Here is a 14767-nt window from a genome sequence, read left to right on the forward strand (position 1 = left end):
ATCTCTATTCTATTCCCTACTTCAGCCAGAGGTAATCCAATGAATATTCCCCTGCACCAGTTAAGGCTACACCGACAACTACGGCGATTAAAATCAAGTTGAACTCATAGCCGTTTGCTGTTACCCAAAATCCATTTTGCAAGTGCACTTTTAATATCGCAACGAGCATCGTTCCAGCAATCAAAATAGCTCCAATTTCAGTAAACAGTCCTGCGGCAAATAACAATCCTCCCGCAAATTCAGCAAGACCTGCTAATAATGCCATCGTGTAGCCAGGCTTAATGCCTATCGACTCCATCCATCCACCCGTTCCTTTTAAGCCATAACCACCAAACCAGCCAAATAACTTTTGAGCACCATGTGCTGCCAGTGCAAGACCAACCACTAATCGGATAATAAGCAATCCTAATGATAACATTTAATAATTCCCTCTCTTCAATTAAATTTTGTTTTACTCACTTTATGTTAGTATATTACAATTAGTAACTTGTATATGTCAAGTTACTTTAAAAAAATAATTTTATAAGCAAAAAAATTTACCGCCTTCTTATTAGAGAATATGCGGTAACAAAACTTTTAAAACTGTTCAGTTAAAATTATTGGTCCCTCTTTTGTGATCGCAATTGTATGTTCATATTGAGCGGATAAACTTCGGTCAAACGTAACCGCGGTCCATCCATCTGATTTCATAGTTATATAAGGCATACCTTTGTTGAATATTGGCTCTATCGTAATAACCATACCTTCTTTGAGCGTTGTTCCAGTATTTCGTTCTCCAACATGATGGACTTGAGGATCTTCATGAATGTTACGTCCAATACCGTGTCCAATAAATTCTTTTACGATAGAGTATCCCTTTTTCTCAGCATAAGACTGGATAGCATAGCCTATATCCCCCAATCTATTGCCGACTTGCGCTTGTTCAATTCCTTTATACAAGGCTTTTTTTGTCGCATCCATCAAACGTTGAGATTCTTGCGAAATGGTTCCAACTCCATATGACCAAGCTGAATCTGCGAGCCAGCCATTTAGATTCACAACAAAGTCTATGGTGATGATATCTCCATTTTTCAACACGTTTTTATTAGGAAGTCCATGACATACCTCATGATTAACAGAGGCACAAGTTGCAAATGGATAGCCCATGTAGCCTTTTTGAGCAGGTTTTGCGCCGCGCTCCAACAGAAAGCTCTCTACAAACTGATCCAGTTCTAAAGTGGTGATTCCTGGTTTTACCAACTTTCTCAATGCTTGATGACAGGAAGCTAGAAGCTTGCCTGCTTCTCTCATTTTCTCAATCTGCTTTTGTGATTTAAGCTTAATCAACCCGAACTCTCCCCTTCCTCTTTTTTAACTATATTCCAGTCTAAAGAGGTTCGTGAAGCGGGTTAAATGAAAAAAGCATCGAGCGATTGTACCTACGCCCGATGCTCTGATTGCTTAAGTCTAGATTCTACCACTTTGCCGCCTAACCATAGCACGAATATGCCAAATGCAATCAACCCTAATTTAAGGGGGCTTTTTAATACGTCAATAAAGTCATAGCCGATAAAAGAAACAATCGCAATCATCACTAATTTACCGAGAGCTAGAGCCAGCAAAAATGTTTTCGTATTAATTCTCGAAAGGCCGCCAACAACGTTTACTAATGCAGATGGAGTAAATGGAAAACAATAAATAAGAAACAGCATGCCAAAACCGTGCCGTTCCACCCAATTTAGCATCCGAGTTGTGTTTGTGTGTCTGTTCAAAAAATCCAGGAATTTTTTTTGCCCATATTTTCTGACAAGCATAAAAACGATGATTGACCCCGCACATACCCCAATCCACGAATAAAGAAATCCTAACCAAAATCCATATGCTGCTGCATTTCCTGCAACAAAAATAAATAGAGGCAGGATTGGCAGGAAAGATTCTAGCATAGGCAGCAAAACCCCTGGCAAGAAACCAAGATCTTTGTATTGATCAAGCAGCTGCAGAATATTTTTTTCAGTAAAATAGCGTTCCCAGTTTCTCCAGTCCATCTATCGTTCACCCTTTTCTTCCTCATACCCTCATCGTTGCCACAGAAAACTTGTTTAAAACCGACTTTAGGAAAAACAAGGAGTTAGTTCTCTAATTTTATCATAAAGAAAGAAAAGGGTACTATTTACTGACTGATTTTGAAGGGGGATTTTCGAGCCTTTTCCCGATAATGATAATGCAGCAAGAAGCTGCTGCGAATGAGGCTATTCCATAATATGCACTACCGACGTTCATCCCATTTGCATCCGGATTTCCAGGGAAAAGAAGCGAGTAGATTCCCTGTGAACCGTGAAGCAATATCCCTAAAGCTGCTAAGAATTTAATTATCCAAGTGTATTTGAATCGGTTAAGTCCAATCATGAGTGCAGCAATTCCCCAGAAAAGCAGAAGGTAACCCCAAACATTCAGCCCTTTAGATTTTTCCTCTAGTAAACTGGTTATATTCAAAATGCCAATGAATAAGGAAATAAGGCCAGAAAAAAGCAATAAGCGCCATGTTAATGACATTGCAGATCCTCCTATACTTTTTTCGAATTAAGCGATAAATAAAAACCGTCATAACAGGATGTTTTGACGGTTTAAGCTAGTATTCTGCGGTTTTCTTCGTTGTTAGAAGCTGGTTCTAATTCATCAGAGCAGCATAGACTTGCTCGTCCAGCTCTTTTGCTTTCTTTTCATTATACGTTTTTTCGTATACGGGTTCTTGAACGATCTTTGCGCCCCAGAACATGCTCTCAAATACATGCTCGATATCCACTTCAATCTTTGCAAGCTTTAAAGGCACGCCTTCCATTGCAAGTTGGAGTATATTTGCTTTTCCGTTAATCGAATACACAGTCTCAAGTCCAACAACCGTAAGAACGACATTCGGATTATCCTGGATGTTCGTTACGATGCGGGAGTTGTTTGTAACGGTAAATCTAATCTTACCTTCTGACAAACTTTTCACCCAGGAAATCGCGTTTACGGATGGAGCTTTCGTTTCTGCGTCAACTGTTCCTAGTAATACGAGTTGCTCGCCTTGCAGGTGTTCAAACAATTCAGGACTTAACGTTGTTGGTGTTTCCTGTTTCGCCATATGATCGCCACCTTCGAATGATTTATATGTATGCTTCTTATTTTACCATATATTTCTTAACTTAAAAGTGAAAAGGAAGCTGAAAATCAGCTTCCTTTACTCTTCAAATGTTCCCTTGATCACGGCTTCTCCATCTCGTACCATTACTTGCCCTAAAGCAATAACAGAATCAATGTTTAGGTCTTGGTTAAGCAGAACTAGATCAGCATCCAGACCTTCCTGCAGTCTTCCTTTTTCTTTGAGCTTTAAAACTCGGGCAGGATTAGAAGTAATTGTCTGCAATGCTGTTTGAAGTGGAACACCTTCAGTCAGGATGGCATCCCGCACTTCACCATATAACGAGTTTACCTTGCCAATACGAAGTCCTGTAAATTCACCAAATTCATTAAATGCAGGCAAACTTCCCTGTGCGTCTGATGTGAACGTTATTTGCTCAATCAATACTCCTGCATCGAGCATTCTTTTTAGTCCGATGCTGCATTTGACTTCGCCTTCTTCTAAAAATTGCTTCGTTGTACTTGTTGTAAAATCTACGATACCGCCTTTTTTCGCATATTGAATTCCCGCTTCAAACAAATAGGAATTTCGGTTAATATGAGTCGGGTAAAATTGAGAAATAGGCAGATCTGTCGTCTCCACAACTTCTTCAATTAAAGATAACATGCGTTTGCTGTCGCCAAGGTGGATGTTCACAACACCTGCTTTTCCTGAAAGCATGCCCCCAACTCTTGCTTGTGAAGCGAGTCTTGCCAGTTCGTGAGCATTCGGCTGGCTGGAACGATGGTCAGCGATAGCGATCTCACCTACACCAATGATTTCATCAATCATCATAATGTCTGTTTCAATATTCCCCGTCAACGTTTTAACAGGAACTTGATAGCTTCCAGTGTGCACAAAACATGAGATTCCTTCTTCTTTTAAGGCTTTTGCTTTTGCGATTAGGTTGGTCATCGTTCGGGCTGTTCCGTCTGTACCAATCACACCAACAATCGTTGTCACACCTGCTTTAGTAACATCAGACAAATAGATCTCAGGAGTCCTCGTTTTATATCCGCCTTCTCCTCCGCCGCCAGTAATATGAACATGTGCATCGATAAAGCCTGGTACCACCATTTTTTCTGTTGCATCAATAACATGGATATCAAGTGCTGGTGCCGGCCAATCAATATTTTCTGAGATGCTGGCAATCTTCCCGGCAGCTAAAAGAATATCCTTTTTACCGAGATAATGAGGCGCGTATACCTCACCGCCTTTTATAAGTGTAAACATGTAAATCAGTCCTTTATTTTTTGAAGATAAATTATTTAAAACCTATTAATACAGCTATAACAATTATGATTGAGGCAAATGTAAACAGTACGGCCTGGAACTTAATTTGGAACTTAAACCATTTTCCCCAATCCAGTCGTGCAACTCCTAGTGTTCCCATAAGAGCCGCAGAAGTTGGTACGATCATGTTTGTAAAACCGTCACCCAGCTGGAAAGCAAGAACCGCTACTTGCCTTGTTACACCTGCAAGATCAGCAAGCGGTGACATTAAAGGCATTGTAAGTGCCGCTTGACCTGAACCAGATACAACAAAAAAGTTAAATACAGATTGAAACACATACATGATCCATGCAGAAAGTGCAGCAGGAACATCTTCAACAATGCCACCAGCTGCATGAAGAATCGTGTTCAAAACTGATGCTTCAGCAGGGTTGTCTCCACCAAGTATAATAACGATTCCTTTCGCCATACCAACGATAAGTGCTGCTGGGAGAAGATCTTTTGCACCTTCTTTAAAGCCATCAGCGATTCCGTTCACCGTCATGTTGTTCATCTTGAAGATAATACCAATTATACCCGCAACCAAACCAATCGTAAAAAATTGAGTAGCGATTTCTGGAATATAATATGCTCTTTCCACAACTCCCCAAACGATCCAAGCAACTCCTGCTAAAATCGTAAGAAGAATGAGGATATGTCCTGTTCCAAAGTTTGACTTAATATCTGTATGTTTAAAATCGTCACGGAAGTATGCATCTGAATCATAAGATAAGGAACGCTTCGGATCTTTTCTAATTCTTGACGCGTAAATCCATGTATAAACAATACCTACTAATGTAAAGAAAGCCCACATACCGATTCGGAATGGCGCCCCGGAAAGCACTGGAATTCCAGCGACTCCTTGTGCAATTGCTACACCGAACGGGTTCATCCAAGATGTTGCAAAACCAATCTGCGTTGCAACGTACGTAATCATAATCGCTGTTATAGCATCATAGCCAAGAGCTACAACAACGGGGACAAGGATCATGGCAAAGGCAATCGCTTCCTCGCCCATTCCAAAAACAGCGCCGCCTAGAGAAAACAATAAGAACATAAGCGGAATAATAAGTGCTTCTCTGCCTTTCGTATGGTCGATCATTTTTAAAATACTGTCTTCAATCGCACGTGTTTTCATAATGATACCGAACGCGCCACCAATAATTAGGATAAAGGCAACAACACCAACAGCTGATCCCCATTTATCTCCAGAAACAAGTCCTTCAAAGATATAGTTCAAAAACCCAGCGCCGCCGCCTTCTTCAAAAAGGCTTACACCTTGAGTAGCAGGCTCACCGTCTTTCCCTTTTACATATGAAAAACTATCAGGTACAAGCACTGTTTTTGTCTGCTCTTCACCGCCCTGCATAAAGGTTGTTTCTTTTGTCTCAAATTGACCTGCCGGAATGATATACGTTAATAATGCCATTAGTGCAACAACAAAAAACACGATAACAAACGTATCCGGCATTGTAATTCCTTTTTTCTTATCCACGTTTATTCCCCCTTTTCTTAATCACCTTATCTAATTGCAAGAATTGTGCCAACATTCCGCCTCCCTTTGTAAAGGTTTCTTAAGTTTTTGTTTCCTTAATTGGGTGTTTATTAGATAATAGTTTCATAACCAATTAACAACCTAAAAAAGACCATTTAAAGAAGGTGTATAGGATGGAGCCCCAAAAACAGATTGTTCTATTAGCAGGTACAAAAGAAACACGTATTGCACTGTCTCATCAGCTTCAATCAATTTTAGGCGATTTTTTTCATATTAGAAGCTATTCTTCCGAAGAGATGCTGCCTTCACAGCTTCAGAACGAAATTGTTATTTTATCCTCTTATCTTATAAGACGTGAGGTAGCTCACTGTTTAAGTGAATCTTGTAAAGTCATCACGGCAAGACGCACCGTAAATTATGAATATATGGATCAGCTTCTTCAGCTGCCTGAAGGTACAGATGTTATGTACGTTAACGACTTCCCTCAAACAGTCGAACAGTCCGTACAAACTCTCGTACATCTCGGCATCGATCACTTAAATTACCTTCCCTATTATCCTGGCATTCCTCACTATCAATACTCAGAGATCGCTGTGACACCTGGGGAGATGCATCTAGTGCCAAGAGAGGTTAAGAGAATTATTAATATCGGCGTACGCTTAATCGACATAACTACTATAACAGAGATTTTGAGCGAACTCGGTGTATTGGATGACAGGGCGACAGGTATTTCTGAACGGTTTACCAAAAAAATTATTCAGCTGTCCAAGAAACTTGCACTTGCTAATCAAAAAGCTCTTCAACTTAACGAACACCTAGACAAAGTATTAAATGGTGTAAATGATGGTATTTTGTCATTTGATCATTCAGGAAAAATTACCGTATTTAACGAAGAACTGGAGAACATATTTTCAACTGCTTCCAAACAAGCTGTCGGAAAGCATATTAAACAAATTATTAAAGACAAAGAACTGCTAGACTTTTTATCAGATACTGAAAACGAACAATCTGACCAGTTTTTCACAATCAACGATACAAATGTCATGGTTCACCGCTTTACATTACCAGCTGAAAATACGATGATCGCGACATTTAAGAACACGAGCACGACAATCTCGATGGAGAAAGCCGCAAGACACGAACTAAAGCGAAAAGGATATATCGGAAAGTATTTTTTCAATGATATAATTGGCGGCTCCGATCAGATCGTCTTAACAAAAAATATTGCAAAGAAGCTGGCGGCAACAGACCTTTCTCTTCTTATTCAAGGCGAAAGCGGAACAGGCAAAGAACTCTTTGCGAGCTCCATTCATAATGAATCAAGCAGAAGAAACGGACCATTCTTAGCAGTAAATTGTTCTGCGCTTTCAGAAGATTTATTAGAAAGTGAACTTTTCGGTTATGAAGAAGGAGCATTTACAGGAGCAAAAAAAGGCGGAAAACAGGGTCTCTTCGAACAAGCAGAAGGCGGAACTATTTTTCTGGACGAAATTGGCGACATTAGCGTTAAACTCCAAACACGCCTCCTACGCGTTCTGCAGGAAAAAGAGTTGCGCAGAGTCGGAGGAACACGCGTCCTCCCTATAGATGTAAGGGTCATTTCTGCTACCAACAAGGATTTGGCGACTGATATAAAGAACGGACTATTTCGTGAAGATCTGTATCATCGGCTGAATGTTCTCTATTTAAAGATTCCAGCGCTCCGAGAACGCAAAGGAGACATTCCGCTTTTACTGAATCATTTTTTAGCGATGCGTTCTACCAAAAAGATGACCGTGGAAAGCGAAGTGGTACGCCACCTTATGAATCGAACTTGGTCGGGTAATATTAGAGAGTTAAAGAATGCCATTGATTATATGCTTGCAGTGTGTGAAGGAGAAAAGATTACTGTTCAGGATCTGCCTCAAGAAGTGATGAGAATAAGAAGTTTGGAGAGGACTCTAGAGGCAGAAGTTATGAAAGAGACTGCTGTGACCTCTGATGAATTGCCGCTTATAGCGCCAAATGAAGAAGCTGCGATTTTGAACTGCATCTATCAAAACCACTGTTCTGGTAAACCATCCAGCCGGAAAAGCTTATTGATGGATTTAGAATTAAAAGGCGTAAAACTATCGGAAGCTCAAGTCAGATTGCGCTTAGACCTCTTGGAGCGGAAAGGGTTTATCGTGAAAGCAAAAGGGCGAAAAGGAACAAGGCTGACCGAGAGCGGGCTTGTTTATATTAAGAATGAATTGGCGTGAGAGGTTTTTTTATGGTAGTAGGATGTTATTTTCAGGGTGCAATTATAAAACTTTAGAATCGCTCGTAAATCTCTAGAATCGCTCGTCCAGCTTGCATAATCTGCCGCTGGACGCACAAAAAGCTGACTTCACTAAGTAAGTCAGCTTTTATCTTCTATACATAATAGATCAAGTCACAAAATCTGGTTTACGCTGCGCCAAAGTAGGACTTTTCAGCTCTACAGGCTCTCCTTTTTCAAGATTCAAGAAAGAAGTCGCCTCGTTAAACCAGCTGTCAGGAGCTTTGTGGCCCCAGAACGTTTGACGTCTCGGGTCGTTAATGTCCCACTTGATCGGTTTAAAGTCAGGATCACTCGTCAGATAATCCCCGTTATATAGCTCGATTCGATTTCCATCAGGATCGCGAACGTATAAGAAAAATGCGTTCGATAAACCATGACGTCCAGGCCCGCGCTCGATATTGTCTGCATATCCCATGCTCGCCATCACATCACAGCAATGAATCAGACTCATTGGATCAGAAAGCCAAAAGCCTACGTGATGAAGACGAGGCCCTTCTCCGTTCATAAAGGCAACGTCATGAACAGTCGGCTTGCGGTGAAGCCACGCTGCCCATGTTCGATCGTCTTCTGTTGCCGTATATTCCGAGACTCTAAATCCGAGTTCATCTGTATAGAATTGAACAGCCGCTTCCACATCCGGAACCATACAGTTGATGTGATCGATACGCTGAACACGTGCACCTCGGTACAGATCATACTTTTGGATGCACCGTTCAACACTCTCCATCTCAACAAAAAATTCTAGCGGTATGCCAGAAGGGTCTTCTACGCATAAGGTTTTACCGATTCCAACTTTAGAGTCTGCATCTTTCCACAGCACTTTGGCGCCTTTTCCTTTAAAAAAGGATTCTAGCTCATTCAAGTGGCTGTCTTCCCATACTTTGTAGCTCACTACATGAACACCAGGCTTATCCGCTTTTTTTAACAGAAGACTGTGATGCGAGTGTTCTTCCAATCCTCGTAATGCCATCCACTCTGAGGTAGCGGCCGTTTCGATAAATCCCAGAGCATTCACATAAAAATCACGGGAAGCATGGAGGTCAGTTACGTTCATGACAACACGCGCAATTCGTATAATGTTAAAATCCATGACGTTACCTCCTATACTCTCGTGTAGTTATGGCTTTTGGAATTCACACGCTGGAGAAAATCCTTCACCATCGCTTTGTAAGGCTCTTTGTTAAATTGATCATAATAAATGTTCGACATACGCGCCGGATCTCCAAAGAAGTAGTACTCATACAGCGCTTGACGGCCACCGAACGTACTGATGGAGATGTCCCATGCCAAGCGGAACAATTGCGTGCGCTCGTAACCATCAATGTTTGCGCCTTGTGTATAGCGATGCACGAGTTCACCGATATCGTCTGCGTTAAAGTCTGCTTCTGTCGGAATCCCCATCAAACCTGAAGCTCCGAGGATTTTCACGATTTCAACGATGCGCTGATACATTTTCGGGTACCAGTTACGCGCTGCATTCAGCGGTGCAAAGTCTGGCGTCATGTTCCCGTATTTATCAATAGAAGCGTTGTGTTCTGCACGGTAAAGGTGAGAACGCATCGTTTCGAGAATCAGCATGACTTCAGATGCTTTCTCTTTAACATGCGGAAATACATCGATGCCGATGGATTCCATCATATTTAAGATGACGCCTAACACAAATTCCGTTTTTACCGTATTTTTAGCAATAACTTGATGCGCCATATGAACGATTGCGTTTGTTTCCACGTACGTACGGTTACAAATATCCGAGCTTCCGCTTACAAAAACGCGCTCCCACGGTACTAGCACATTATCAAAAACAACGATTGCATCACTTTCCTCAAATCGCGAGCTTAGTGGATGATCCCATTGGCTTCGGCCCGTATCGAACGATTCTCGGCAAAGGAACTTCAATCCTTCCGTGTTGTTCGGAATCGCAAAAGCCATTGCATAAGGATCGTCTTCAGAAGATGCTTTATTCAATGTAGATGGGAAAACGACGATCTCATCCGTTACCCCACCGAGTGTTGCTAACAATCTAGCACCTTTCACTACAATTCCATCTTTATTTTTTTCAACGATGCGAGCTGATAAATATGGATCTTTTTGCTCAGACTGCTTTTTCGAACGATTTGTCTGAGGATGAATGAGTGTATGCGTTAAGCTGATGTCATTTTCTCGGCAATAGTCGTAATACTTTCTGGCGTTCTCCGCAAACATCGGATCATTTTGTGCAAAGAAGTTACCAGACGTACCAAATGCCATGACGCTCGTATTCAAATAATCAGGTGTACGCCCCATCATGCCACCCGTGTAGCCCGCCCACTCAGAAATCATTTCACGGCGGCGGATCAGATCGTCTACCGTTTTAGGGGCAATAAAGGAAAGTCCAACTTTATCACCCGTTTGTTCAGAGGTGTATAGCATCTTGTCTGCTTTTTCGTGCTGGAGGTCATACAAGTTGGCAATGGATCTTACGATGTTTCGAAATGCGGGATGAGAAGGTACATCTTCTACTTTCTCACCATGAATCCAAACATTATTCTTAGCCTTTGAAATTCCTTGAATATATTGTTCCCCCGTGCGTGCAGGCAAAGAAATCCCTCCTTAATGTTTCGCTTCCGTCTGAAGCGTTTGTTTTTTCTTTCCAAATTGCTGAATGTGATGATCTGCGAGTGCAACATGCACCACTTTCATCTCTGTGTAAAACTCAAACGCGTAATGGCCGCCTTCACGACCGATTCCAGAATTCTTGGATCCACCGAACGGAATACGAAGGTCACGAACGTTTTGCGAATTCACCCACAGCATGCCGGCTTCAACAGCGTTAGCAACGCGAAGACCTTTTTTCATATCGTTCGTCCACACATAACCAGCGAGGCCATACTTGATATCATTTGCGTAATCAATCACTTCTGCTTCGTCTTTAAACGTCATAACAGACAAAACAGGTCCAAAGATTTCTTCTTGTGCGACTGTCATATCGTTTTTCACGTTCAACAGAAGAGTTGGCGCGACAAAGTTTCCTTTTTTGTGAGATTCAGAGAGAGTCTGGCTGTATACTTCAGCCCCCTCATTTGCAGCGATCTGCAGGTAACGCTTCACATTTTCATAGTGTTCTGTATGGATGAGAGGTCCGACTTCTGTTTCTGGATCAGATGGATCACCAACGATAATGTTATCCACCCTCTCCTTTAAGCGGGCAACAAACTCATTCTTAATCGATTCATGAACAAATAATCGGGAATTCGCTGTACATCTTTCCCCATTAAAAGAAAAGATTCCCCATACACAAGCGTCAAGCGCGCGTTCAAAATCACAATCATCAAATACGATAATCGGTGACTTTCCTCCAAGCTCCATAGAAAAGCGCTTAAGCGAGGCGGCTCCGTTTCTCATAATCTCTGAACCCGTCTTTGTCTCTCCTGTAAACGAGATCAGCTGCACATCTTCGTGAGCAACAAGGGACGCACCAGCTGTTTCACCAAAACCATGCACGACGTTAAATACCCCATGAGGCAGCCCTGCTTCATCAACAAGTTCTGCTAGTTTGTTAGCCGTCAATGGTGACCATTCTGCAGGTTTTAAGATGACGGTGTTTCCTGTCGCAAGAGCCGGGGCAATCTTCCATGTTTCTAGCATGAAAGGTGCATTCCACGGTGTGATTAGCCCTGCTACGCCTACAGGCTTTTGGATCGTATAGTTCATGAACTCGTCATCTACGTGATACGCTTCACCCGACATACGGTTTTTTACCATTTCAGCATAAAATCTAAAGTTATCTGCTGCACGACCTACCATTTTTCTCGTTTGAGCAATCGGAAGTCCTGTATCGTATGATTCCAGCAAAGCAATCTCTTCAATGTCACGGTCGATCAGCTCGGCAATCTTATAAATATATTGAAGACGCTTTTCCTGCTTCATCTTGCCCCAAGGTCCTTGCTTAAAGGCTTCTTTTGCCGCTTTAGCTGCTAGATTAATGTCTTCTTTCGTACCTTCACTTACCGTGTTGATCTTTTCGTTCGTATATGGATTGACATTAACGAAAAAGTCTCCTTTATGCCCTGAAACAAACTGCCCGTCAATATAGTGCTGAATCATCTCTTTAATTTCCGGCTTCATGATCCTTCCCTCCAGTTGGCACCTTTTCTGTGCGTCCATCAACAATCGTGTTTTCAAGTGACCCAAGATAATCAATCTCAAGTCTTACAACATCACCAGGGTGAACGTGAGAAATTCCTTTTGGTGTACCCGTCCAGATCACATCATTTGGTTCAAGCGTCATGAATGATGACACAAATTCAATGATTTCAGGGATTGAATACATCAAGTCTTTTGTGTTCCCTTGCTGTCTAAGTTCCCCGTTTACATACGTGCGCAGTTCAAGGTTTGTAACATCCGGAATATCAGCAGCATCTACATAAAAAGGACCCATCGGACCAAACGTGTCGTGCCCTTTTGCACGGACAGGCGGACGGTACCAGTTATTTACAAAGTCACGCACAGTTACGTCGTTTGCAATGGTGTAACCGCTTACAAATTCCATCGCATTTTCAGCTTTAATGTTTCTTCCCTCTTTACCAATAACAACGGCAAGTTCATTTTCATAGTGCATGTAAGTTGCACCATCTGGATAGAACACTTTTCCTTTGTGTCCTACAAGTGACGAGTTTGGTTTGATAAACAGAACAGGTTCTGCCGGCTTTTCAAGTCCTAGTTCATCAGCATGATCTGCATAATTTAGTGCGAGGCCGATCATTTTGTTCGGCTGAAAAGGAGGCAGCCATGTGTCGATCTCACTTACTTTTGCCGTTTTACCAGATGAGAACGTAATCACATCATCAACAATTGTTCCTTTTTGTTCTCTTCCTTCAAATATCACGCGTGCATGTTTCATTTATACTTCACTCCCTATTTTTTCTACTAATCCGTAATCAGCAAGTACGCTTCTGATCTCTTTTTGCAGAGACTCCGTTGGCAGGTCCATTGGCAGTCTTAATTTCGGATTGATTCTGCCCATCATTCCCAGTGCTGCTTTTAACGGCGCTGGATTCGTATCTTTAAAGAGAACATCGTTTAATGGCATTAAGTCATAATGAAGCTTCAATGCTTCTTCTACATTTCCAGAATCCCATGCGTTATACACTTCTGCTACTTTAGAAGGCAATACATTTGCTGTTGCTGATATGTACCCTGCTCCGCCAATCGCAAGCATCGGGTAGCAAAGAAGTTCAATGCCTGAATACAGCAAAAAGTCACGACCGCAGTTTAATAACACACGGTTAATGTGTTCAAAGTCTTTATTGGATTCTTTTACACCTATAATGTTCGGACAGTCTTCGTTAAGGCGTGCCAGTGTTTTTACTTCTAAATTAACTGCTGTTCTTCCTGGGATGTTATAGATGATTAGTGGAATGTCTACTGAGTCAGCGATCAGTTTAAAGTGTTTGTATAGAGCATGCTGAGAAGGCTTGTTGTAGTATGGGACGATTACCATAGCGGCATCTGCACCCATTTCTTGTGCGAGTTTTGTTAAGTGAAGAGATTCTTGGTGGTTGGTTGATCCTGTTCCAGGTACGATTGGCACACGTTTGTTTACGGCCTTTATCGCTGTTTCCATAACAAGCTCACGTTCTTTTAATGTTAATGATGATGGCTCACCAGTTGTACCAGTTACAGAGATTCCGTGGCTGCCAGACTGAATGTGCCAGTCTATCAAACTTTTGAGTGTATCGAGATCCAATGACTCATCATCATGAAAAGGGGTGATGATGGGTGCAATGGATCCTCTCAATGATTTTTTTGCTTCTTCTACGTTCATTTTTTCATCTCCTTAAGATTATTTTGAGATTCATCCTCGAGAAATGCTTTTAGCGTATTCAATTTATGATTCCTTGTAAAAGTCTCAATCTTCTTTGGGTCTTCTCTATTTTCGAGCATCTCAATCAGTTGATAATGTTCAGCAATGGAACGCTTCATTCTTGATGGTTTCATCGTTGTTCCTTGTTTTCGGACTGTCCCTAATCTTTCCCATGTTGAATGAATCTGTTCCATTAAAAATTGATTGGTGCAATAACGGTAAGTAAGTTTGTGAAATTCTTTGTTGTAGTTGGAGAAGAGAGAAAAATCAAGATCATCAAGGGCATCTTCCATAAGTCTTGTATACGCTCTTAAATCTTTAAGCTTTTCATGAGGAAAGTAGATAGATGATTCTGCAGTCGCAAAACCTTCCAATACGGCTAAAACGGATAGTGTTTCTAAATATGCTTGTTCATCGAACGGGGTTACAATCGCTCCCGAATAAGGTTTAAATGAAATTAAGGAATCCGCTTCAAGCAATCTGATCGCTTCACGAACAGGTATGGCACTCGTTTGAAGTTCCCTTGCTAGTTGGTCGATTACAAGTTTGTGACCAGGCGGATACCTGCCATCTAAAATACGAGAACGGATGACTTGGTAAGCATATTGCTGTTTGTTTGGTTTATTTCGAGTCTTCATATTTCTATGTTAATCTCAAATCATATATGATTTCAAGTATATTTTCAGAAAAATCATATATTATAGTTAATTTAGTAAG

At 41.4% G+C, this 14767-nt stretch carries 14 protein-coding genes; 1 reads left to right on the forward strand and 13 read right to left on the reverse strand.

Features of this window, described 5'->3' with window-relative positions; genetic code table 11:
• Window positions 1-16: 16 nt before the first annotated feature.
• From QUF49_RS12780 to yfcC, 7 genes are all read right to left on the reverse strand, one after another.
• Window positions 17-418, reverse strand: a complete 402-nt coding sequence (locus QUF49_RS12780) for a DoxX family protein (protein ID WP_289496002.1) — start codon at window positions 416-418, stop codon at window positions 17-19.
• 158 nt (window positions 419-576) lie between these two features.
• Window positions 577-1326, reverse strand: coding sequence for a type I methionyl aminopeptidase (gene map / locus QUF49_RS12785; protein ID WP_289496003.1), 750 nt, complete (start codon window positions 1324-1326; stop codon window positions 577-579).
• A gap of 92 nt (window positions 1327-1418) precedes the next feature.
• Entirely contained in the window at window positions 1419-2024 is a 606-nt protein-coding gene (locus QUF49_RS12790; protein ID WP_289496004.1) for a TVP38/TMEM64 family protein, read from the reverse strand.
• 121 nt (window positions 2025-2145) lie between these two features.
• Window positions 2146-2532 (reverse strand): hypothetical protein, encoded by a 387-nt coding sequence (locus QUF49_RS12795; protein WP_289496005.1) that lies wholly within the window; start codon window positions 2530-2532, stop codon window positions 2146-2148.
• 115 nt (window positions 2533-2647) lie between these two features.
• Window positions 2648-3103 (reverse strand): pyridoxamine 5'-phosphate oxidase family protein, encoded by a 456-nt coding sequence (locus QUF49_RS12800; RefSeq protein ID WP_289496006.1) that lies wholly within the window; start codon window positions 3101-3103, stop codon window positions 2648-2650.
• Between the two features lie 96 nt (window positions 3104-3199).
• Complete coding sequence (iadA, locus tag QUF49_RS12805; protein WP_289496007.1) at window positions 3200-4372, reverse strand: beta-aspartyl-peptidase; 1173 nt, start codon at window positions 4370-4372, stop codon at window positions 3200-3202.
• A gap of 31 nt (window positions 4373-4403) precedes the next feature.
• Window positions 4404-5906 (reverse strand): putative basic amino acid antiporter YfcC, encoded by a 1503-nt coding sequence (gene yfcC / locus QUF49_RS12810; protein WP_289496008.1) that lies wholly within the window; start codon window positions 5904-5906, stop codon window positions 4404-4406.
• A gap of 173 nt (window positions 5907-6079) precedes the next feature.
• Between yfcC and QUF49_RS12815 the strand changes: the two genes are divergently transcribed.
• Complete coding sequence (locus QUF49_RS12815; RefSeq protein ID WP_289496009.1) at window positions 6080-8146, forward strand: sigma 54-interacting transcriptional regulator; 2067 nt, start codon at window positions 6080-6082, stop codon at window positions 8144-8146.
• A gap of 168 nt (window positions 8147-8314) precedes the next feature.
• On the opposite strand, the gene hpaD is transcribed toward QUF49_RS12815, so the two are convergent.
• The 6 genes from hpaD to QUF49_RS12845 are packed head-to-tail and all read right to left on the reverse strand — an operon-like array spanning window position 8315 to window position 14688.
• A complete protein-coding gene (hpaD, locus tag QUF49_RS12820) occupies window positions 8315-9298 on the reverse strand; it encodes a 3,4-dihydroxyphenylacetate 2,3-dioxygenase (RefSeq protein WP_289496010.1) in 984 nt (327 codons plus the stop codon).
• An 11-nt stretch (window positions 9299-9309) separates the two neighbouring features.
• The gene (hpaB, locus tag QUF49_RS12825) at window positions 9310-10785 is read right to left on the reverse strand and encodes a 4-hydroxyphenylacetate 3-monooxygenase, oxygenase component (RefSeq protein WP_289496011.1); all 1476 of its coding nucleotides are present in this window, start codon (window positions 10783-10785) and stop codon (window positions 9310-9312) included.
• Window positions 10786-10797: 12 nt separating this feature from the next.
• Window positions 10798-12312: a 5-carboxymethyl-2-hydroxymuconate semialdehyde dehydrogenase gene (gene hpaE, locus QUF49_RS12830; protein WP_289496012.1), complete on the reverse strand. Its 1515-nt coding sequence runs from the start codon at window positions 12310-12312 to the stop codon at window positions 10798-10800.
• Window positions 12296-13087, reverse strand: coding sequence for a fumarylacetoacetate hydrolase family protein (locus QUF49_RS12835; RefSeq protein WP_289496013.1), 792 nt, complete (start codon window positions 13085-13087; stop codon window positions 12296-12298). The genes hpaE and QUF49_RS12835 overlap by 17 nt, the downstream gene beginning before the upstream one ends.
• Entirely contained in the window at window positions 13088-14011 is a 924-nt protein-coding gene (gene hpaI, locus QUF49_RS12840; protein WP_289496014.1) for a 2,4-dihydroxyhept-2-ene-1,7-dioic acid aldolase, read from the reverse strand. It lies immediately after the preceding gene.
• On the reverse strand, window positions 14008-14688 hold the full coding sequence (locus tag QUF49_RS12845) for a GntR family transcriptional regulator (protein ID WP_289496015.1): 681 nt from the start codon (window positions 14686-14688) through the stop codon (window positions 14008-14010). Before QUF49_RS12845 ends, hpaI begins: the two co-directional genes overlap by 4 nt.
• Window positions 14689-14767 lie beyond the last annotated feature (79 nt).

The sequence above is a fragment of the Fictibacillus sp. b24 genome, assembly GCF_030348825.1.
GTDB lineage: Bacteria > Bacillota > Bacilli > Bacillales > Fictibacillaceae > Fictibacillus.

Bases quoted from the DNA above. Each gene is read 5' to 3' on its own strand.
- QUF49_RS12780 (WP_289496002.1), bottom strand. From the start codon at position 418: ATGTTATCATTAGGATTGCTTATTATCCGATTAGTGGTTGGTCTTGCA.
- QUF49_RS12790 (WP_289496004.1), bottom strand. From the start codon at position 2,024: ATGGACTGGAGAAACTGGGAACGCTATTTTACTGAAAAAAATATTCTG.
- QUF49_RS12795 (WP_289496005.1), bottom strand. From the start codon at position 2,532: ATGTCATTAACATGGCGCTTATTGCTTTTTTCTGGCCTTATTTCCTTA.
- QUF49_RS12800 (WP_289496006.1), bottom strand. From the start codon at position 3,103: ATGGCGAAACAGGAAACACCAACAACGTTAAGTCCTGAATTGTTTGAA.
- iadA (WP_289496007.1), bottom strand. From the start codon at position 4,372: ATGTTTACACTTATAAAAGGCGGTGAGGTATACGCGCCTCATTATCTC.
- QUF49_RS12815 (WP_289496009.1), top strand. From the start codon at position 6,080: ATGGAGCCCCAAAAACAGATTGTTCTATTAGCAGGTACAAAAGAAACA.
- hpaD (WP_289496010.1), bottom strand. From the start codon at position 9,298: ATGGATTTTAACATTATACGAATTGCGCGTGTTGTCATGAACGTAACT.
- hpaE (WP_289496012.1), bottom strand. From the start codon at position 12,312: ATGAAGCCGGAAATTAAAGAGATGATTCAGCACTATATTGACGGGCAG.
- QUF49_RS12835 (WP_289496013.1), bottom strand. From the start codon at position 13,087: ATGAAACATGCACGCGTGATATTTGAAGGAAGAGAACAAAAAGGAACA.
- hpaI (WP_289496014.1), bottom strand. From the start codon at position 14,011: ATGAACGTAGAAGAAGCAAAAAAATCATTGAGAGGATCCATTGCACCC.
- QUF49_RS12845 (WP_289496015.1), bottom strand. From the start codon at position 14,688: ATGAAGACTCGAAATAAACCAAACAAACAGCAATATGCTTACCAAGTC.